The sequence below is a fragment of the Thiothrix lacustris DSM 21227 genome, from assembly GCF_000621325.1.
In the GTDB taxonomy this organism is placed as follows: Bacteria; Pseudomonadota; Gammaproteobacteria; order Thiotrichales; family Thiotrichaceae; genus Thiothrix; species Thiothrix lacustris.
The window spans coordinates 42,353-62,416 of record NZ_JHYQ01000017.1 but is presented as its reverse complement, the minus strand read 5'-3'; the positions used below and the strand labels follow the sequence as shown (position 1 = coordinate 62,416).

Here is a 20,064-nt window from a genome sequence, read left to right as displayed (position 1 = left end):
TCTACAAAGCCATATTATGTTTCTGTATATCCACGGCTTCAATTCCTCTTCACAAGCTGGCAAAGCGCAAGAACTCAAGCGCTGGCTGGAAGCACGCCATCGTGGACACGAATGGATTGCCCCCGACCTGCCTGATCGTCCGGCACAAGCCATTGCCCTGCTCTCGGAACTGATCGAACGTGCGGAAACCCCACCCAAATTGATTGGTAGTTCCCTCGGTGGTTTCTATGCGACCCATCTGGTTGCCCAATACAAACTGAAAGCAGCACTGATCAACCCCGCCGTGCATCCGGGGCTGTTGTTACGGCCAGTGGTGGGGACTGTGCAAAAAAACTGGCATGATGAAAGCCAGACCTATACCTTCACCCAGGATCATCTGGATGAATTAATCGCGCTGGATCAACTTTCCCCCCAGCACCCGCAAAACATGCTGCTCATGCTGGAAAATGGTGACAAGACATTGGACTGGCGGGACGCTACCGGCTATTACCGTGATGCCCACCAACTGATCTTTCAGGGTGGCAACCACGGTTTTACCCGCTTCAGAGATATAATCGACCTGATCGATCGCTTTTAAAGCGCTGGCGAAAGATTCAAACCTTTACGCTTACCCTTTCCCTTTGCCTTAGCATCAGACTTACTGGGCATACATGTCTGGTAGCGGTCACGATAACGGTAATCGATGGTTTCTTCCTGCGACTTGACCATTAGGAAACCCACTACATTCTGTCTTACCCGGCGCAGTTGCTCGATTGCGGTCACTAAACGCTTGCGGTTAATACGATCTTCATCCGCCACAATCACTGTGGCTTCTGCCATAGAAGAGAGGTAAATAGCGTCTGCGAACCCAGCAGTCGGTGGCCCATCAATAATAATGCTATCAAAGTGCTTGGTCGCGAGGTTAAGCAATTGCGCCATCGCAGGGCTAGACACCATCCGCACCGGATCCGATGAAAGCAAAGTGCCCGCTGTAATCAAGTACAAGCCTTTGGCCTCGCGAGAAGGATGCGTAACACTGGCAATATCGACTTCACCACTAAGAAAGTTACTTAAGCCGCGTGCATTGGGCAAACCCAATTTGGTATGCACGGATGGGCGACGTAAATCAGCATCTATGAGCAATACCTTCAAACCTTGTTGTGACTGACTGACGGCGATATTCACTGCAGAAGTAGACTTCCCCTCCGCCGGATTAACGCTGGTAATCAAGGTAACACGCGGCGCAAGCCCACCGGGTAACACAAAACGTAAGTTGGCTGTCATCACTCGATAAGATTCAGCCAGTAACGAACCAGCATCACGCACGGTTGCCAACGCCAAGTTACTCTCGGATAAGTGGCGCACATGCGGAATAGTCCCCAACACAGGCAAACCACTCAGCGCCTGTAACTCCGTCATCGAACTAATGCTTTGGCTCAGGGTTTCACGTAACAATGCAGCACCAACGCCCAACATCAAGCCTACCAAACCACCAAGAATCAGATTAAGTGCTTTTTTGGGACGGAAAATATTATCGTCAGGAGCAGCTGCATCCACCACGCGAATATTGCTACTGGTGACATTCGAAGCGACACTCACCTCCTTCATGCGCTGTAACAAACCATCATAAAGGTTACGGCTAGTTTCTACTTCACGCTTGAGCGCATTATATTCAATACTGCTATCGCGTAACGCAACCAACTCACCCTTATAAGCCTCTACCTGCACCCGCAAGTCATCTTCCAGCTTTTTTGCGGACAAATAGTCGGCACGTTTAGCCGAACTATCATCAGCTTGTAAAGATTGCGTAATACGTGCCGTTTCACTATTCAACTGGCGACGTAACTCGTCAATATGCTCCCTCAAACTCACCATTTCAGGAAAGGCGGGCTTGAATGATTTGAGCTTTTCCCGATATTCAGCTTCTAATCCGCTCAGATTTTGCTTAATGCCTTCTAGCACGGGATTATTGATAACTTCACGAGCATTACCACGCTTACGCCCTTGAATCATCTGGCTTTCTGCTTGAATGCGAGCACGTTCGGCTTCACCTAAGGCTGAGTACAACTCATCCAATTTACGTTCCTGACCGGACTGACTGTTATTCACCTCCAAAATGCCGTTTTGTTTGGCGTATTCAATCAGCTTAGCTTCTTGTAAGGTCAAACGTTGCCGGGCTTTCTCCATCTCTTGTTCGAGAAATTCTTTTGCGTAAGTATCTGTTTCACTTTGAGAACTGATATTATCCTTGATAAAGGCGTTAATCAAAGCATTCACAATATCCGCAGACAACACAGGATCAGGGCTTTCGTAATAGACTTTAACCAAATGCGTTTTTTCGATAGGCTCAACATACAGTTTCTGTGAAAAAGCAGAAACATAATCGATGGTTATTGGCTCAACAGCCTGCTCTGATTTCACGGGTAGCAGGAAGGAGAACAGTCCCTTGATAATCACCTTGAACGATGTTAATAAGCTAAAGGGTTCAGGGCGTTCGAACAAACGATTTTTTAAATCCAGATCCGTAATAACCTGTGTCGCCAATTTACGGCTTTTTAACTGCTCGTATTGAGTTCGGAAAAAAGGATCTTGCTCCCCCATATCAGGAGCAGCGCTAGTAAGCGTACCAAAATTAACAACCTGAACACCTTCCTTTTCAATCTGAATGATTGCCGCTGCACGGTAAGTGGGTGGAGTCGTCCAAGTGATATAGGCGGTCAGAAGTAGAATAGAAAGTGCCGTCAACAGCAGTGTCCATTTCTGCCGTATTAAGCGTTTCCAGATATCTTCAAGTGTTAGGGCGTGAGTACTCACCCCGTTCACAGGCACCGCGAGATACGGAACTGTTGCACTGGTCGGTGAATGTGAATGAATGGCACTACTTTTATTATTAACGGTTAACATGCTTCTCTCGTAGAGATAATTGTTAGTATGTCACTCATTCTCCAACAGCCACCGCAAGACCGCAAAGCTTAGCCTGTATTCGCGGGTGTTTTCTAGATAAGCGGCTTTATGATGCATTTCTTGCCATTGTTTTACCCTGATCAAAATCAGTATTGCCGCCTAACTTATAAATTTCCCCGTTAATCTGCCCATACTAGCGTGTCTTTTCCCAACGTCATACAAATAGGCCATCATAAAAACAAAGTCCCAGTTAACATGAGCATAATCATTACAACAGAGCATTCGGTCACGCAGACACCTGCTGCGGACGATATATTCTCCAATCCAGCATTTAGAGCCATATTGGCACGTGAATTCCATCTGGAAGCTGTGCATGTGAACATGCAAACCCTCACTATTCCCGCCTTTCGTCGCAACCATTGGTTAGGCAAACAAACGCTGGTTTTAGGTGCTGGCTTTGACAAAACAGGCTTGATACCCGAACTTGTCGACCATGATTATGCTCAGGTCATTGAACAACTGGCGCATGAGTTAACAACAACTCGCGTACAATCGTTGGAAGTACGCACCACACAGCACATACCCTGCCTAATCGATCAATCTGACAAAGTTGAGCTGAATGTCGATATCCAACCCTCTGTAGATGCTATCTGGAACAAACTATCAACTAACACTCGAAAAAATATCCGCCGCCCTTTGAAACAAGGCTTCACTTCCACGATTGGCTTGAATGCAACCTTGCTGGACGAGTTTTACCAGCTTTACCGCATGAGCCTGCATGATATTGGTAGCCTACTCCATCCTAAACAGTTCTTTACTGACCTGATGATGCAATGCCCAGCCCACATGGAGATCTTTGTTGGGTATATGGATGGCATTCCCGTGGTATCGTCGGTGAGCTTTGTTAGTCAGGATGAAGTCTACGGCGCATGGTCAGGCATCCATACCGATTATAAAAAGCACAATGTTTTCCTCGCCATGCTCTGGCAAATGATCGAGTATTGTGGTGCCAGTGGGCGTAAAACCTACAATCTAGGGCGCTCTTCAGAAGGCAGCAATCCACACCAATTCAAACTAAAACTCGCCAATCGCAGTCACAAAATTTACTACTACCAAATGAATATTGCTGCATTACCCCGCAGCCACTCAAGCGTGCAGGACGCCGCCTCTTGGTTAATACGTAACACCCCCGAAGTGGTGATGAATGGCCTTTCTCGCGCCCTAATCCACAAATTTTACTGAATAATGAAAACAGCCCCATGAAAGATAATCGCTTAAAAATTCTGGAAGTTTGCACCGTCAGTAGCTCAGCCTACGCACTGGTATTCCACCGTGCGCACGCGCTTAACCAGCGCCATGCTGGGAAAATGCGGGTGGATGTATTATGCAGCGCAGGCTCAGAAGTCGCCCTCATGCAAGAACAAGGCATGAACGTAGTAGTCGAAACCATGCACCGCAGCCTGAACCCATTACAACTGGCACGCTCTGCTTGGAATTTGCGCCGCGCCATTAAACACGGTGGCTACGATGCCGTACACCTGCACTTTGGCATACCTGGCTTGGTTGGACGCTTCTTAGCATTTTTCGACTCGAAAACCGTATGGATTTACCAAAGCCACGGCTACAGTATTGCAGAAAATACCGGCTCATTGGCACGCAAAGCCTATATCTTGATCGAAAAAGTGCTGAAGAAAACCGTGCGCTATTCGCTGTTCCAGTTGCGTGAAGACATGGAACTGGCGCGAGAACACCAGTTACTGAATGAATCGCAAATGGTGTTTCTGGGCAACGGAGTCAACCTGAACAGGTTCGTACCCGACTTTACCCCTCGCCAAACACCCACCACGTTTGGCATGGTCGCACGCTTTGAACCCATTAAAAACCATGCTTTACTGCTGAATGCCGTTGAATTACTGACGAAAAAAACCCACGATTTCAAAGTTAAGCTGATTGGGCAGGGCTATTTGCAAGCCGAGGTCATCGCAGCCATCCAACAAAAAGGGCTGGCTGATGTGGTAGAAATCGTCGAATACAGCAACGACATGCCCGCGTTTTACCAAAGCATTGATGTCGGGTTACTCACCTCATTTGCCGAAGGCATCCCCCGTGCCCTGATCGAACCGATGGCATCCGGCAAACCCGTCATTTGTACCGATGTCAAAGGCAGCCGCGAAGCGATTATCGATCAGAAAACAGGTTTCAAAACACCCATTGATTCCCCGCAAGCACTCGCGGAACACATGCACTGGTTCATCAAAAACCCGGAGCAACGCCAGCAAATGGGCAAGGCCGCCCACGAACATGCTAAACAGCAGTTTTCAGAGGAACGCATCCTCGACATTCTGGGTGATCTATATCTATCTTGTACCAACAGCACCCCTATTGAAACTGGAGAGGCCACCGCATGATTTTCACGGCTGATATTGAAGACTGGCAACAATCAGTTTATGACTTCGACCGGGAGGTTTCCAGCCGGGTGGTGCGCAACACCAGCCGTTTGCTGGATATTCTGGACAGCCATAACATCACCGGCACATTCTTTGTCCAAGGTATGGTTGCCGAAAAATTCCCGCGCCTGATCAAAGCCATTGCCAGCGCTGGGCATGAACTGGCCTGCCATTCCCATAGCCACCGCATGATTTACAACCTGACCGAAGCGCAATTTCGCGCCGAAATGCAACGTTCAGTTGGCTTGCTGGAAGACATCAGCGGGGAAAAAGTCATCGGCTTCCGCGCCCCGACGTTCTCGGTACGGGATGATATTCTTGACTGGTACTGTGACGCGCTGCGGGAACGGGGGATTATTTACGACTCGTCCATCATGCTGGCGACCGTGCGCAGTTGCTATGGGTTTACCGATGACAGTATTTTGCAACGCATCGCCGAACGTGGGCTGGATTGTTATCCAATGAGCGTCAGCCGGGTATTTGGCAAAAACCTGCCGGTCATGGGTGGGGGCTATTTCCGCATTTATCCTTACTGGCTCTCACGCTGGCTAGCTCGCGATCTGAATCACACCACCAGCATCTTTTACATGCACCCTTACGAGCTGGATACCCACGAATACCGGGAGGTTTCGCAACAAGTCACCATTCCACTCAAGATGGCGGTTCACCAATTTGCTCGCCGTGGCAGTATCAAACCCAAGCTGGACAAACTATTACAAGACTACTCTTTCCATTCCTTCCGTGAACACTACTATCCCAATCAAATAGAAGCTAAGGCAGGAAACGTGAGCCAATAATCCGGTAGGTATCAGCGCTCAACAACGTATCCCAAAAAGCGCGGGAATCAGGCACTATCGCCCACGCAAGAATCGTAGCGACGACCAATAGGGTGGATTTTTCACGTTTTTTCCAATCAAGAATTTTGAAAGCTGTTCCAAAAGAGCGCTTGATTCTAGTATTCATGAAATCAACGCTATACAGCTCATCCAGCAGCAAATGCAGTATAAACCCCAAAAACACAAACAACCCAAACAGCCAAGCCATAAAGGGTATTTTCTCCATCACATGGTAAGCAAACGCGGTGGTTAGCAACATAAACAACACGGCTGCCACTAATGAATGGATAGAACCACGGTGATGGGTATATTGATGAAATACCGTCCAGATTGGGAAACGAATCATGCCAAACGTTATCAAACCAACGCCCCATAACTCCACAATCGACAAATCATTTTTCTTGGAAAACACCACCATGAAAGCGGCGATAATGCCGAATAATGAAAACATGATGCGGCTAGGGTAAGCATGTTGCAGGTCAATATCCGGTAAAATACCCCCAATTGTGCCAAGCAACGCCAACATCAACGCCTCTTGTGGGTCGGCTAAGCCAACCTGCAAGCAAAGAACAGATAGCAAGCCAGCCCCTGCTGCTGCCACTGTAATATGAGTACTAAAATTTGCCATTGTATTTATTATGTCAGGGCGTATTGAATACGCCCTTTTTTGTTATTTCACGCGGTTTTTTCGACCAAGAAGCGTTTGATAGCCTCCGCATCGGCATCCATCACCACAAAACGCTGTGGCAGGCTTTCCAGATCTTGCATACTTGCAGGCCGCACCGGGTCACACCCCAAGGCTTCGCGGATAGAATCCTCGAACTTGGCAGGTAAAGCCGTTTCCAGCACCAACATCGGCACATCCGCCTCACGCTGTTCCAGCGCCACTTTCAGACCATCGGCAGTATGCGTGTCGATCATCACCCCATAGGTTTCCCATGTGTGACGGATAGTCTCCATGCGATGGGCATGAGAGCTTGCCCCTGACTGGAAACCAAACTCAGGTACTTTGGCAAACGCAGACTGCTCGCTGAGCGTAGTCGAAGCGAGATCAAATGCCCCGCCCTTGTCGACTTCCGTCCACAAGCCACGCACTTTGTCACCATCACGCCCGACCAGATCGAACACGAAACGCTCAAAGTTGGAGGCTTTGGAAATATCCATCGACGGGCTGCTGGTGTGGTAAGTATTCGCCGAACCACGCGGGCGATAAACCCCGGTACGGAAAAACTCATCCAGCACATCGTTTTCATTGGTGGCAACCAGCAAATGCTTGATCGGCAAGCCCATCATCCGCGCAATATGCCCGGCACACACATTACCGAAATTACCGGAAGGCACTGCAAAACTCACTTGCTGGCTATTGTCGTCAGTCGCCGCAAAGTAGCCTTTGAAGTAGTACACAATTTGCGCAGCAACCCGCCCCCAGTTGATCGAATTGACCGCCCCAATTTTATTGGCTGCCTTAAACGCATGGTCATTGGAAACCGCTTTCACGATGTCCTGACAATCATCAAACACACCATTGACGGCGATATTGAAAATATTCGCGTCTTGCAGACTGAACATTTGCGCGGTCTGGAAACGGCTCATCTTGCCGTTTGGTGACAACATGAACACATTCACGTTGTGCTTACCACGCATCGCATACTCAGCCGAAGAGCCGGTATCACCTGAGGTTGCCCCCAGAATATTGATATCCTGCCCCGCCTTATCCAGCACGTACTCGAACAGGTTGCCAAGCAACTGCATGGCCATGTCCTTGAAGGCAATGGTCGGGCCATTCGACAGGCACAGCAGGTGTAGATTCGGTTCCAGCGTATGCAGCGGGGTAATGTCTTCCGCGTTTTCACCTTCACGCACATTGCAGTAAACGTCTGCCGTGTAGGTTTTGTCGATAATGGCTTTCAGGTCATCTGCCGGAATGTCGGTCGCAAAGCGCGACAACACTTCAAATGCCAGTTCGCGGTAATTCATGCCGCGCATTCGGTTCAAATCATCAGCACTGAAATGCGGGTACGTTTCCGGCAAATACAGCCCGCCATCCGGCGCGAGGCCGCCTAGCAGGATTTCACTGAAAGATTGCGCAGGCGATTGCCCGCGAGTTGACAGGTATTTCATAGTCTCAGCCCAAAGTCTCTACGCGGATACGGGTAACGCTGCTACAGATAGCCTCCAGCGCTTCAATCGCCGCAATCGCTTCGTTCATATTGCCTTCGCGTACCCGCTGGGTCAGCATGATGATGTCCACCTTGTCCACGCCGCTGCTTGGTTCTTTCTGGATGAAGGCTTCGATACTGATGTGGCGATCACCCAGAATTCGGGTCACATCCGCCAACACACCGGGGCGATCCAGCGCACACATACGCAGGTAGAACGCCGTTTCCACTTCTTCAATCGGCAGGATAACCGTATCGGCAAGCTGACCAGACTGGAAGGCCAGATGCGGCACACGGTTTTCCGGGTCAGCCGTCAGCGCACGGGTCACGTCGACCAGATCGGCAATCACGGCGGAAGCGGTGGGTTCAGCGCCTGCACCTGCGCCGTAATACAGCGTTGGACCGACTGCATCACCTTGCACCAATACCGCATTCATTACCCCGTCCACATTCGCAATCAGACGGCGGTGTGGAATCAGGGTCGGGTGTACGCGCTGTTCGATGCCTTTAGGTGTACGCCGTGCAATCCCCAAATGCTTGATGCGATAACCCAGCTCAGTGGCATAGGTCACGTCTTCAGCAGTGATTTTGGTGATGCCTTCGGTATAGGTTTGCTTGAATTGCAGCGGAATACCAAACGCGATGGAAGACAAAATGGTCAGTTTATGGCCTGCATCAATGCCTTCCACGTCGAAAGTCGGGTCAGCTTCGGCATAGCCCAGCGCTTGTGCTTCAGCCAATACATCGGCAAACGCCCGGCCTTTGTCGCGCATTTCAGTCAGGATGAAGTTACCCGTGCCGTTGATGATACCCGCCAGCCATTCAATACGGTTGGCAGCCAAGCCTTCACGCACGGCCTTGATCACCGGAATACCACCCGCAACGGCAGCTTCAAACGCCACCACAACGCCCTGCTCTTGCGCCGCCGCGAAAATCTCATTGCCGTGCAGCGCAATCAGTGCCTTATTAGCCGTGACGACGTGCTTGCCGTTACGGATAGCCTGCAACACCAAGTCGCGTGCCACGGTATAGCCGCCAATCAGTTCAACTACGATCTGAATATCCGGGTCGTTAACCACCTCGAAGGCGTCTTGCGTCAGGCGCACACTGCCCAAACCCAGCTCTTCAGCACGGCTGAGGTCAAGGTTGGCGGCATAATCAATCACAATGCCGCGACCGGCACGGCGGGCGATTTCTTCCGCGTTACGCTTCAATACAATGGCAGTACCGCCACCGACAGTCCCCAGCCCCAGCAGGCCAACCTTGACGGGATCCATGCTCACTCCTTTAAACCTTGATCTTTACGAAACATTTGTTTGATATTGCGAATAGCCTGACGGGTACGGTGTTCGTTTTCGATCAGGCTGAAACGCACATGGTCGTCACCGTATTCACCGAAACCAATCCCCGGCGATACGGCAACTTGTGCCTCTTTTAACAATTTTTTAGCGAATTCCAGCGAACCCATCGCCGCATAGTGTTCAGGGATTTTAGCCCAGACGAACATGCTGGCCTTGGGGCGTTCAACGGCCCAACCGGCTGCATTCAAACCATCGCATAACACATTGCGGCGGCTTTCATACATCGCGCTGATTTCCTTGACGCAATCTTGTGGCCCTTCCAGCGCAGCAATCGCAGCAATCTGGATCGGCGCAAACATACCGTAGTCGAGATACGATTTGATACGCTCCAGCGCTTTCACCAATACCGGGTTGCCGCACATGAAACCTACGCGCCAACCGGGCATATTGTAGGTTTTGGACAGGGAATAGAATTCCACAGCAATGTCTTTCGCACCCGGCACTTGCAGAATCGACGGCGCTTCATAGCCATCGAAACAGATTTCACCGTAAGCAATGTCGTGGATAACCCAGACATCATGCTCTTTGGCAACCTTGATCACGCGCTCGAAGAACTCCAAATCCACGCACTGCCCGGTCGGGTTGGCGGGGAAATTGATGATCAGCATCTTGGGTTTTGGCCAAGAATTCTTGATTGCTGCCTCCAGCTCCTCAAAGAAATCTTTGCCTTCCACCAAGGGCACATGGCGAATATCCGCGTCTGCAATAATGCTGCCATAGGGATGGATTGGGTACGCCGGGTTGGGAACCAGCACGGTATCGCCTCGGCTCAAGGTCGCCAGCGCCAAATGCGCCAGTCCCTCTTTCGAGCCGATGGTGACAATGGCTTCGGTTTCCGGGTCAATGTCCACGTCAAATTTGCGTTTGTACCAATTGCTGATAGCCTTGCGTAAACGCGGAATGCCACGCGACATCGAATAACGATGCGTGTCACCGCGTTGCGCCGCTTCTACCAATTTGTCTACAATGTGTTTAGGGGTCGGCTGGTCAGGGTTGCCCATCCCAAAGTCGATAATATCTTCGCCCTTGGCACGTGCTTCCCGCTTGAGAGCGTCCGTGATTTTGAACACGTAGGTTGGAAGCCGGTTTATTCTTTGAAAATCGTCCTGCACGGTTCTGAATGTCCTGATTGCTAATGCCAGCCACATTACAATTCACCATGCAGACTGTCAATTACAGAAAAGGCTATGGGAGCGGAAATGAAGTTTAGTGAAGACATGGGCGGAGCCAGTTACCGCATCACTGGTTATGACAAAGACTGGGTTCGTGTCAATCAGGACAAGCTGACCAACAGCTTCCTGATTGGGCCGCAAGCCCTGATTAGCGACTGGCAACCCCAGTCCATCCAGGCATTACAACCCGAACATTTGCAAGCCTTATTCGACATTGAGGCAGAGGTTATTTTGATTGGCACGGGGGGAAATCAGCATTTCCCCACACCAGAAATATGGAAGGCGTTGGTGCAACACGGTGTTGGTTTTGAAGTAATGACCACCGCTGCGGCCTGCCGAACTTATAATGTATTGTTGTCTGAGGCAAGGCGCGTAGCGGCGGCATTTTTTCTGGATTAGTGAATGCCTAGCAAATTCTCACAAGATAAGCCCTTGTTCTCAAGGATACGACGCAAACGTTTAAGTGCATCCATTTGAATCTGACGTACACGTTCACGAGTCAGGCCGAGTGCCTCGCCTACCTGTTCTAAGGTGGCGCGTTCATGGCCATGCAATCCGAAACGGCGAATAATCACTTCTTTTTGCTTAAACTCCAATTGACCTAACCAGTTGTCGACTGATTGGGTAATATCTTCTTCTTCCAACTTACTATCGGGCTCATCACTGGTTTCTGCACTCACAAAATCCACTAGCGGGCTATCGCTATCTTTTCCCACAGTCACATCCAGTGAGGTAATGCGTTCATTGAAATCCAGCAGCTTGCGTAACACTTCAACTGGCTTATCAAGCGCTTCCGCTACTTCTGGCAACGAAGGCTCATAACCCAACTTCTGAGTCATCTCCCGCATCTTGCGCATGTACGCATTCAGCTCTTTGTTGACGTGTATGGGAAGACGAATAGTACGTGTTTGATTCATCAAGGCACGTTCAATATTTTGACGAATCCACCACGTCGCATAAGTGGAGAAACGAAAACCACGTTCTGGGTCAAACTTTTCTACCGCATGGATCAAACCTAAATTACCCTCTTCAATCAAGTCAGGCAAAGGTAATCCCCTATTCATATAGCGACGGGCAATTTTCACCACCAGACGTAAATTACAGGTAATCATTTTCTTACGACCGAACTCATCACCTTTACGCGCAAGACGACCATATAGAACTTCTTCTTCTGGTGTTAATAAGGACGAAAATTCAATTTCCCGCAAATACATTTGAGTAGCATCAACTTCACCAGAAGAAACCACTACCGTAGCAATTTCAGGAGAGTTTGACGCTTCATCAGCATCAGATAAATCATCGCTGAGACTACCTTCATCAAGATCATCTTCCAGCTCAGCAGCATCTAATATATCAACATCCAAGGCATCAGCTGACATGGAAGGCATAACTTTCTGGCCAGATGTATGGGTCTGTGATCTTGGCATTCCAGAGGCTCCTTTTATAAAGGTGTTCACACCTTCAAATACTTTCTGCATAAACAAAAAATCCTTATACCGCAAACAGTATAAGTATTTCCACCCCATCGGGATAAACACTCGAAAAATTATTATGGTCACACATTAGCACAAATCTACATCAACTAAAAGACCTTAACGTAAACTTAACAAGCAGCTCAAGATCTTGTTTCCCATGAAAATAATGCAAAAATAAAACGCAGTGAATAAAACTTAACCTTAACGAATCCTGAATGTCTTGATAAAAATACAAAACAATTAACCATCATTGATTTATTTTTCAGAATACCTAACGCCCACCGTATTTTTCTTGTAACACTTTCATATAGGCTTTACGCTCAACATCACTCATGTTTTTCCATTCTTCACGTAATTTTTTACGCTCCGTTTCTGGTAATTTCTTAACCCACCCATGCCATTGCTTAATGCGCACTTTCTGTTCGACCGACATTGCACGATAACGTTTCAATTGCTTGGTAAGATTTTTTTGTTGTGGCTCAGAAAGTTTGCTCCAATCATTGAAACGTTGCTTGATCCTCACCCGTTCTGCGGCAGGTTTTGCCGCCCAACGCCGTAAACTTCCTTGGGTTTTCTCTGGCAAAGACTCCCATTCACCTTGAAAAGCCTTCAATACAGACTGCTCAGTATTGCTCAACGCTTCCCACTTGACCGATCCTGCCATTACATTCCCACTCGCCAACAGTAGCGTCAGGGCTACCAATAACACCACCAGAAAACCGATAAAATGACTGTTATTGCTGCTGTTGTTCATCACCGCTCTCAACTGTGTTATTTGCCAACTGGTACTCCTTCTCCGTACCGGCAAATTCAATGAAGGCTTCAGCTTTTTCCCAGTCGCTGCCGACCTCATCCCACCATGTGAGCATGGTTGCAATATCATCAGCCGTGTCGGCAGCCGTCACAGGCGCTACCCCACTTAACGACATCCAAAATACAATATTCAACAGGATTCCTTTCCCTTTCATCACCATCTCCTTGATAATTAATCGCTAACCATATTCAGCATCCAGCCATTCATACATATCCAGATTTTCCAGCAAATCCATCTCTTCACCGGACATCAGCACATCCATAGCGCTAACATCCAAATTTGCTGCTGACGCATCCATCAGGGCATCACTAGCCAATGCCAATCCCCCTGAACGTGTCTCAGCCATATCTGGCAACACCCAAAGGGTTGCTGCCAATGTGACAGCCGTTGCAATCGCAAATCCCCGCGAAAGCGATGAAAAGCCAAAACCAGCAGACGGCTGGTCAAGCTGATCCAATGCCTGCAAGCGTAAGCGCGTCAATTTAGCTTGCGTTTGCCAGCCCAGGTTGATAACAGAATGATCCATCCCCTGCTTGACGACCCCTACCACTAAACGCTCAGTCATCTCTTGTGTCATATTTGTCATTAATGATCTCCCAGTTTTTCCCGCAAACTGTGGATAGCCCTTGAGTAATGTGTTTTTACACTCCCTGCGGAGCACTTCATGATGTTGGCCGTTTCTGCAATGTCGTACCCCTCCCACGCACGCAACAACAGAGCCTGCTGCTGACGTAATGGCAACTGCCCGACCGCCTCTTGCATCAGAACGCTCATTTCATCTTGCAGCAATTGGCGCTCTGGCTCCAAAAACTGGGTTTGGGCGACCTGATCTTCCGGTGCAGAATCCTCCTCCTCATTTGTCGAAAAAAACACCCGCCAACGGTTACGCACTTTCTGGCGACGATGCCAGTCGTTAATCCTGCTGTGCAGGATGGTGTGAAACAATGCACCCCATTCACCATGAGGACTTCCAGCGTATTTTTGCACCAGTTTGAACATCGCATCCTGCACAATATCCATTGCCTCATCTTCATCATGAGTTGCCAGACGTGCAACCACGAACGCACGCCGACTCACTTCCCGCAGGAAAGTGTCCAAGCGTGTCGTGTTATCCAAACCATCATCCTTGTGCGAATCTCTCTCCAACCGCTCGTTATGACCGGTTATCAATGCCGCCATTCTCATCATATTCCTTTGAGTGCCCCTCTTTCCCCTGCCAATAGCCGGAGACTCCCGTGTATTAACGCTGTAGTCATTTATAAGTTGACAGATACAACGCAATTGGCTTTAGTTCAGTAAAAGGCGAAATAATTCCTGCAAATATTTTTATGGAGAATCAAAATGCGTTGGAGAACAGGACGGCAAAGCAGCAACGTGGAAGACCGGCGGGGTGGAAGTAGCGGTGGTGGTGGTGGTAAAATGAAAATTGGCCTACTCGGCACCGTCGCCGCCGTTCTGATTGGCTGGTACATGGGTTTTAACCCGATTCAGGTGCTGGGGTTGGTCGGTGGGGCAAATACCATCCTCGGTGGGTTTGGTGGGGGCAGTACCCAAACCGTATCTACGGGGACACCCCAAGACGAAGCGGGGCAATTTGCTTCCTCGGTACTGGCTTCGACCGAAGATGTCTGGAACCCAGTATTCCGCCAGCTTGGTGGGCGCTACGTAGAGCCGAAACTGGTGCTGTTTGAAGACGGCACGGATTCCGTTTGCGGCTATTCCAGCTCAGCCACTGGCCCGTTTTACTGCCCCGGCGACCAGAAGGTTTACATCGACCTCGGCTTTTTTCGCGAACTCCAGAATCTGGGGGCATCCGGTGATTTTGCCCAAGCGTATGTTCTGGGGCATGAAATCGGTCATCACGTCCAAAACCTGATGGGCACGACCGACAAAGTTACCAACCTGCAAGCACGCGCCAGCAAAAGCGATAGCAATGGCTTGTCGGTAGCACTGGAGCTGCAAGCAGACTGTTACGCTGGCGTGTGGGCACACCATGCCCACAAACAATTCAATGTACTGGAAGAAGGTGATATTGAAGAAGCTATCAATGCCGCAGGTGCTATTGGCGATGACCGCTTGCAACGCATGTCCGGGCGACGTATCAACCCCGATTCCTTTACGCACGGCTCATCCACACAACGTATGGAATGGTTTCAGCGTGGCCTGAAATCGGGCGACCTGAAAAACTGCAATTCATTCAGCAGTTAACTCAACGCGGCAGGCAGTGGGCAAGACGTTCTACTGCCTGCTCCAGTCGCGCCACGCCCGTGGTATAGGCAAAGCGTACATGCGTGTTTGCCTGATGGCTGCCAAAGTCGATTCCCGGCGTGAATACCACGCCTGTTTGATCCAGCATATCCCGACACAAACGCTGCGCATCCTCACCGAAACGTTCTGAACCTGCATACAGGTAAAAAGCCCCTTGCGGCTCAGTACGCACCGCAAAGCCCAGTTCCCGCAAGGCAGGCAGCAAAAAATCCCGCCGCTGCTGCAATTCCTGGCGTTGTGCTTCCATGATAGCCAAGGCTTCTGGTGTAAACGCTGCCAATGCCGCGTATTGCGCCGGGGTGGATGCCGCCAGAAAGATGTTTTGTGCCAAACGATCCAGTGTTTCCACTGCCCATTCCGGGGCAACTACCCAGCCCAAGCGCCAACCTGTCATGCCGAAATATTTGGAAAAGCTGTTGATGACCCACAAGTTATCAGGGTCTACCGACAGCGCTGTGGTATCAGGAATGCCATACGTCAGCCCCTGATAAATTTCATCCACAATCAATTCCCCGCCACGTTGCCGAACGGCGGCATGAATGTCTGCCAATTGCGGCAAGGTCAAGACTGTCCCGGTGGGATTCGCAGGTGTTGCCAACAAAACAGCCTTAGTGGCTGTATTCCAATGTTCCTGAACGTGTGCACGGTTCAGTTGATAGTCAGTCGCTGCATCCACCGGAATAGCCGTTGCCTTGCCTTCAAACAGGCGTACAAAGTGACGGTTACAGGGATAGCCGGGGTCGGTCATCAGCACTTCATCACCCGGATTCAACAGCGCCCCCAACACCAGTTGCAACGCGCCCGATGCGCCCGGCGTAATCAGGATGCGCTCAGGTGAAATGTTCACCCCAAAACGGCTGGCATAGTAAGCAGCAATTGCCTCACGTAGCGGCGGCAAACCCCGTGCTGCGGTGTATTTGGTTTGCCCTGACTGCAAAGCACGGATACCGGCCTCCACAATAGGTGCTGGGGTTGGAAAATCCGGCTCCCCTACCTCCATGTGAATAATGTCTTGCCCAGCGGCTTCACGCTGACGCGCTTCAGCCAGCAAAGCCATCACATGGAAAGGTTGGATGTCCCGCATTCGTTTCGCGGCTATGCTATGCTTCATGATCTATTTCGTACCAACTTGATCGAGTCAATAAAAATGAAAAAATGGTTACTATTAAGCATGGCATTTTATTCTGCCAACCTGCTGGCTTTCCCACACGCCAACCCTGTACCGGGCGGCATTGCCATCATTCCAGTCGCGCCACTCTCAGACAAAACGCCTATTGTACAGTATGCAGGCAACCGGGTAACGGTCGTGCCACTGGATTCTGAATGGGTCGCGGTCATCGGTATTCCCCTTGATGCAGACACAGGTACTCAGCAACTGGACACTTCAACAGGATCTATCCCTTTCCAGATACAAGCTAAGCAATACAAAACCCAGCGCATTACCATCAAAGACAAAAACAAGGTCGACCCGGATGATGAATCCAGCCAACGCATCATTCAGGAACAAGCCGCCCAAAAACAAATCAAAACGCACTTCACCGAGGGTGACGCACAACTGGATTTCATTAAACCCGTGCCAGGACGTGACACCGGGCGTTTTGGCTTGAAACGCTTTATTAACAATCAACCCCGTAGTCCACACAGTGGCATGGACATCGCCGCCGCCAGTGGAACCTCCGTCAAAGCCACTGCTGCTGGGCGAGTGTTACACACCGATGATTTCTTTTTTAGCGGCAACACGGTCTATCTTGACCACGGCGACGGCGTGATCAGCATGTACGCACACTTGAGCAAAATAAATGTAGCAGCCGGTGACACGGTGCAACAAGGGGATATTATCGGACAGGTCGGCAGCACTGGGCGAGCAACAGGCCCACACTTGCACTGGTCTGTGTATTTGAATGGTGAGGCAGTCGACCCGGCTTTATTTTTATCGATTAAAAAATAAGCCAAGAATTCAGGTTCGATTCAGTGATTCACCCTTAGTATAGTCACAACTTCAGCAGGAATCGCGAACTTGGGGTTTGTGGTAACGATTCTGTCGTCAGATGTATCTGAAATAAAAAAATAAGCTTGTTCCGCCGTTCTGACACTCAATGGCATAAGAGATTCGGGATGACGGCACGCTGAAGTTAACTTTCTCAAACTAACCTTTACAACCGGCCATTTATTGGGGAGCTGGTTGAATGGTAAAGTACGAGAACCGAATGCAATCGTGCAAACAGGGGGTTTGCTTGCATTCACTACCGGAGCCATCAGCTTCGGCGTTCTTAGATTACCTTTACAAAAAGCGAGCATAAAACGGCTCGCTTTTTTTTCGTTCTGACACAAACTTATTTGCCATTATACAGCTTCTGTTCATAAATAAAATCTTTTTCTAAGCATCATGCTTGAATAGAATGGGCTATCACCTCATATACACGCTACACTTAGCACTGATTATAAAAAGGAGGACAAAGCGCAATGGCTTATGCATTACAAAAGACAGTTGGTTTTATTCTTTTGGTGGTGACGGTTGGCGGTGTCAGCGTGCTATCTATTTTTCACCTATTTCCCCCTCTCTTCTAAGCTGGAGACACCATGACAACAACGGTCAAGTCGGCTGCCAAACGCTACGAACCCACTATCCATAACGTCCGTTACGGCATAAAGGGTATCCTGCTTTACTTACTTCCCCTGCCCTCCCTGATTACCGCCATCGGTTCATTGATGCGAGGTGATGTCATGGATACCTTGGTCACAGGCGGAATATTTGCAGCCTTCATGGTCGGGGCGAGCGTCGCCCGGCGAGGCTTCCGCTTACAAGGCGAATATGAACGGCGCAAAATTGCCCGCGCACCTTCCACGCCCTTTAAAACCGTAGCAGCGCTGATCATTAGTATAGCCACGGGTGCGTTAGATTGGTGGATCTCCAATTTTGCCATGAGTGGAATCCTTTCCTCCATTCTGGTTGGGGCAGCAACTTTCCTCGGATTTGCCCTCTACTACGGGTTAGACCCACGTAAGGACAAGGCAGGCAACATCTCCATCGGCGTCACCATCGAAGAAGTGCTCGACGCACTGGATGCCGCCAACATCAAAATCGACGCGATTGAACGCGCCCGCCGCCAAATCCCTAACCCGGAATTCAACGCCCGCCTGCAACGCATCACCAGCAAGGCGCGTGAAGTCCTCGACAGCATCGAAGATGACCCGACTCGCCTATCCCGCGCCCGCAAATTCCTCAAAGTCTATCTGGATGGCACTCAGCGTGTCACCGAAGGCTATGCACGCACTCATCAGGGAGAAAAGGCAGTTGCTCTGGAAACCAATTTCAGCCGTGTGCTGGATTCGATAGAACAGACATTTGCAGAACAGCAAACCAAATTGCTCGAAGACAACCATTTCGATCTGGACGTACAAATAGAAGTGCTGGAAACCCAACTCAAGCGCGAAGGCGTCCTCTGATACCCCCAATACCCAAGGAGAAGATCACCATGAATGAAACAGAAACGACAACAGCCGTTCAAACCGCTCCAGCAGTGATCCCCGGCACTGAACTTGCCACCCTGCCGGAAGTCACGACGGAACTGGTTGCCTACGAACAAGCTGATGATGCCAACAAAAACAAACTCGAAAGCATCATTGCTGAAATCGACATGAACGACCGCAGCAGCATCATGTTCTTTGGCACCAAAACCCAAGAACAGATGACCACCATTTCCGAAAAAATGCTCAATGGTGTCAAAAACAAGGACATTGGTTCCGCAGGCACATCCCTGACCAATATGGTCGTTGCCATTAAAGGCTTCGATATTGACTCTCTGAACCCCAATGACGAGCCAAGCTGGTGGGAAAAACTTATCGGCAAAGCCAAACCCGTGGTCGAATTCCTCAACCAGTACGAAGAAGTTCGCAAGCAAATTGACACCATCAGCGACGAAATGGAAGGTCACAAGACCCAGTTGCTGACCGATGTGGTGACCCTCGACAAACTCTACGAAGCCAATCTAGATTTCTTCCACAATTTGGAAGCCTACATTGCTGCGGGTGAAGAAAAACTGCGCCGTCTAGAAACCACTGACATCCCCGCACTGGTTGCCAAAGCCGAAGCCAATACGGAAGACATGATCCTCGCACAAAATCTGCGCGATCTGCGTAGCTCCCGCGATGACCTCGAACGCCGCGTTTACGACCTGCGCCTCACCCGTCAGGTAGCCATGCAAAGCCTGCCCAGCATCCGTCTGGTTCAGGAAAACGACAAAACCCTGATCAACAAGATCAACTCCACCCTGATCAACACCGTGCCCTTGTGGAAAAACCAGTTGGCACAAGCCGTCACCATTTTCCGCATGAGCGACGCCGCAGAAGTGGTGAAAAAGGCTTCCGACCTCACCAACGAATTGCTGGAAAAGAACGCCGAAACCCTGCGCATGGGCAATGCTGAAACCCGCAAGCAAATGGAACGCGGCGTATTCGACATCGAATCCGTGAAGAAAGCCAACCAGACCCTGATCGAAACCATCAACGACTCGCTGCGCATTGCCGACGAAGGCAAAGCCATGCGTGCCAAGGCCGAGGAAGAAATCAAGGTCATGGAAAGTGACCTGCGTCACGCCCTGACAGCAGCCAAAGCCAAGGCCGACAGCCCACGCCAAGGAGTATAAATC

General features: G+C 49.8%; 20 protein-coding genes. 9 read left to right on the top strand and 11 right to left on the bottom strand.

What is annotated here, in order from left to right; all coding sequences use genetic code 11:
• Nucleotides 1-16 precede the first annotated feature (16 nt).
• Entirely contained in the window at nt 17-577 is a 561-nt protein-coding gene (locus Q394_RS0109390) for a YqiA/YcfP family alpha/beta fold hydrolase (RefSeq protein ID WP_028489065.1), read from the top strand.
• On the opposite strand, the gene Q394_RS0109385 is transcribed toward Q394_RS0109390, so the two are convergent.
• Nucleotides 574-2,883: a GumC family protein gene (locus Q394_RS0109385; RefSeq protein WP_028489064.1), complete on the bottom strand. Its 2,310-nt coding sequence runs from the start codon at nt 2,881-2,883 to the stop codon at nt 574-576. The two genes, Q394_RS0109390 and Q394_RS0109385, sit on opposite strands and share 4 nt — an antisense overlap.
• Before the next feature lie 255 nt (nt 2,884-3,138).
• On the opposite strand from Q394_RS0109385, the gene Q394_RS0109380 reads away from it, so the two are divergent.
• The 3 genes from Q394_RS0109380 to Q394_RS19730 are packed head-to-tail and all read left to right on the top strand — an operon-like array spanning nt 3,139 to nt 6,127.
• Nucleotides 3,139-4,125: a GNAT family N-acetyltransferase gene (locus Q394_RS0109380; protein WP_084260412.1), complete on the top strand. Its 987-nt coding sequence runs from the start codon at nt 3,139-3,141 to the stop codon at nt 4,123-4,125.
• Nucleotides 4,126-4,142: 17 nt separating this feature from the next.
• Complete coding sequence (locus Q394_RS0109375) at nt 4,143-5,291, top strand: glycosyltransferase family 4 protein (RefSeq protein ID WP_028489062.1); 1,149 nt, start codon at nt 4,143-4,145, stop codon at nt 5,289-5,291.
• Entirely contained in the window at nt 5,288-6,127 is an 840-nt protein-coding gene (locus tag Q394_RS19730) for a polysaccharide deacetylase family protein (RefSeq protein WP_051543217.1), read from the top strand. Before Q394_RS0109375 ends, Q394_RS19730 begins: the two co-directional genes overlap by 4 nt.
• On the opposite strand, the gene Q394_RS0109365 is transcribed toward Q394_RS19730, so the two are convergent.
• The 4 genes from Q394_RS0109365 to alaC are packed head-to-tail and all read right to left on the bottom strand — an operon-like array spanning nt 6,102 to nt 10,798.
• The gene (locus tag Q394_RS0109365) at nt 6,102-6,794 is read right to left on the bottom strand and encodes a metal-dependent hydrolase (RefSeq protein ID WP_028489061.1); all 693 of its coding nucleotides are present in this window, start codon (nt 6,792-6,794) and stop codon (nt 6,102-6,104) included. The genes Q394_RS19730 and Q394_RS0109365 overlap by 26 nt on opposite strands.
• A gap of 47 nt (nt 6,795-6,841) precedes the next feature.
• Nucleotides 6,842-8,287, bottom strand: a complete 1,446-nt coding sequence (gene thrC / locus Q394_RS0109360) for a threonine synthase (RefSeq protein ID WP_028489060.1) — start codon at nt 8,285-8,287, stop codon at nt 6,842-6,844.
• A gap of 4 nt (nt 8,288-8,291) precedes the next feature.
• The gene (locus Q394_RS0109355; RefSeq protein ID WP_028489059.1) at nt 8,292-9,602 is read right to left on the bottom strand and encodes a homoserine dehydrogenase; all 1,311 of its coding nucleotides are present in this window, start codon (nt 9,600-9,602) and stop codon (nt 8,292-8,294) included.
• 2 nt (nt 9,603-9,604) lie between these two features.
• The gene (gene alaC, locus Q394_RS0109350) at nt 9,605-10,798 is read right to left on the bottom strand and encodes an alanine transaminase (RefSeq protein ID WP_028489058.1); all 1,194 of its coding nucleotides are present in this window, start codon (nt 10,796-10,798) and stop codon (nt 9,605-9,607) included.
• Nucleotides 10,799-10,885: 87 nt separating this feature from the next.
• Between alaC and Q394_RS0109345 the strand changes: the two genes are divergently transcribed.
• Complete coding sequence (locus Q394_RS0109345; RefSeq protein ID WP_028489057.1) at nt 10,886-11,257, top strand: Mth938-like domain-containing protein; 372 nt, start codon at nt 10,886-10,888, stop codon at nt 11,255-11,257.
• On the opposite strand, the gene rpoS is transcribed toward Q394_RS0109345, so the two are convergent.
• The 5 genes from rpoS to Q394_RS0109320 all read right to left on the bottom strand — a co-directional run bounded on the left by rpoS (nt 11,254) and on the right by Q394_RS0109320 (nt 14,326).
• Nucleotides 11,254-12,336, bottom strand: coding sequence for an RNA polymerase sigma factor RpoS (gene rpoS, locus Q394_RS0109340; RefSeq protein ID WP_245606763.1), 1,083 nt, complete (start codon nt 12,334-12,336; stop codon nt 11,254-11,256). The genes Q394_RS0109345 and rpoS overlap by 4 nt on opposite strands.
• Nucleotides 12,337-12,604: 268 nt before the next feature.
• Nucleotides 12,605-13,087, bottom strand: coding sequence for a DUF3106 domain-containing protein (locus Q394_RS0109335; protein WP_028489055.1), 483 nt, complete (start codon nt 13,085-13,087; stop codon nt 12,605-12,607).
• Nucleotides 13,068-13,301, bottom strand: a complete 234-nt coding sequence (locus Q394_RS22605; protein ID WP_028489054.1) for a hypothetical protein — start codon at nt 13,299-13,301, stop codon at nt 13,068-13,070. The genes Q394_RS0109335 and Q394_RS22605 overlap by 20 nt, the downstream gene beginning before the upstream one ends.
• Nucleotides 13,302-13,325: 24 nt before the next feature.
• A complete protein-coding gene (locus Q394_RS0109325; protein WP_028489053.1) occupies nt 13,326-13,733 on the bottom strand; it encodes a hypothetical protein in 408 nt (135 codons plus the stop codon).
• Nucleotides 13,733-14,326 (bottom strand): RNA polymerase sigma factor, encoded by a 594-nt coding sequence (locus Q394_RS0109320; RefSeq protein WP_245606762.1) that lies wholly within the window; start codon nt 14,324-14,326, stop codon nt 13,733-13,735. Before Q394_RS0109320 ends, Q394_RS0109325 begins: the two co-directional genes overlap by 1 nt.
• Nucleotides 14,327-14,488: 162 nt before the next feature.
• Here Q394_RS0109320 and ypfJ point away from each other — a divergent pair, with 162 nt between their 5' ends.
• On the top strand, nt 14,489-15,355 hold the full coding sequence (ypfJ, locus tag Q394_RS0109315) for a KPN_02809 family neutral zinc metallopeptidase (protein ID WP_028489051.1): 867 nt from the start codon (nt 14,489-14,491) through the stop codon (nt 15,353-15,355).
• A 1-nt stretch (nt 15,356) separates the two neighbouring features.
• On the opposite strand, the gene Q394_RS0109310 is transcribed toward ypfJ, so the two are convergent.
• Nucleotides 15,357-16,526, bottom strand: a complete 1,170-nt coding sequence (locus Q394_RS0109310; protein ID WP_028489050.1) for a pyridoxal phosphate-dependent aminotransferase — start codon at nt 16,524-16,526, stop codon at nt 15,357-15,359.
• 36 nt (nt 16,527-16,562) lie between these two features.
• Here Q394_RS0109310 and Q394_RS22995 point away from each other — a divergent pair, with 36 nt between their 5' ends.
• The 3 genes from Q394_RS22995 (at nt 16,563) to Q394_RS0109295 (ending at nt 20,061) form a co-directional block, all read left to right on the top strand.
• On the top strand, nt 16,563-17,363 hold the full coding sequence (locus Q394_RS22995; RefSeq protein WP_028489049.1) for a M23 family metallopeptidase: 801 nt from the start codon (nt 16,563-16,565) through the stop codon (nt 17,361-17,363).
• Between the two features lie 632 nt (nt 17,364-17,995).
• The gene (locus Q394_RS0109300; RefSeq protein WP_028489048.1) at nt 17,996-18,862 is read left to right on the top strand and encodes a 5-bromo-4-chloroindolyl phosphate hydrolysis family protein; all 867 of its coding nucleotides are present in this window, start codon (nt 17,996-17,998) and stop codon (nt 18,860-18,862) included.
• A 29-nt stretch (nt 18,863-18,891) separates the two neighbouring features.
• The gene (locus Q394_RS0109295; RefSeq protein ID WP_028489047.1) at nt 18,892-20,061 is read left to right on the top strand and encodes a toxic anion resistance protein; all 1,170 of its coding nucleotides are present in this window, start codon (nt 18,892-18,894) and stop codon (nt 20,059-20,061) included.
• Nucleotides 20,062-20,064 lie beyond the last annotated feature (3 nt).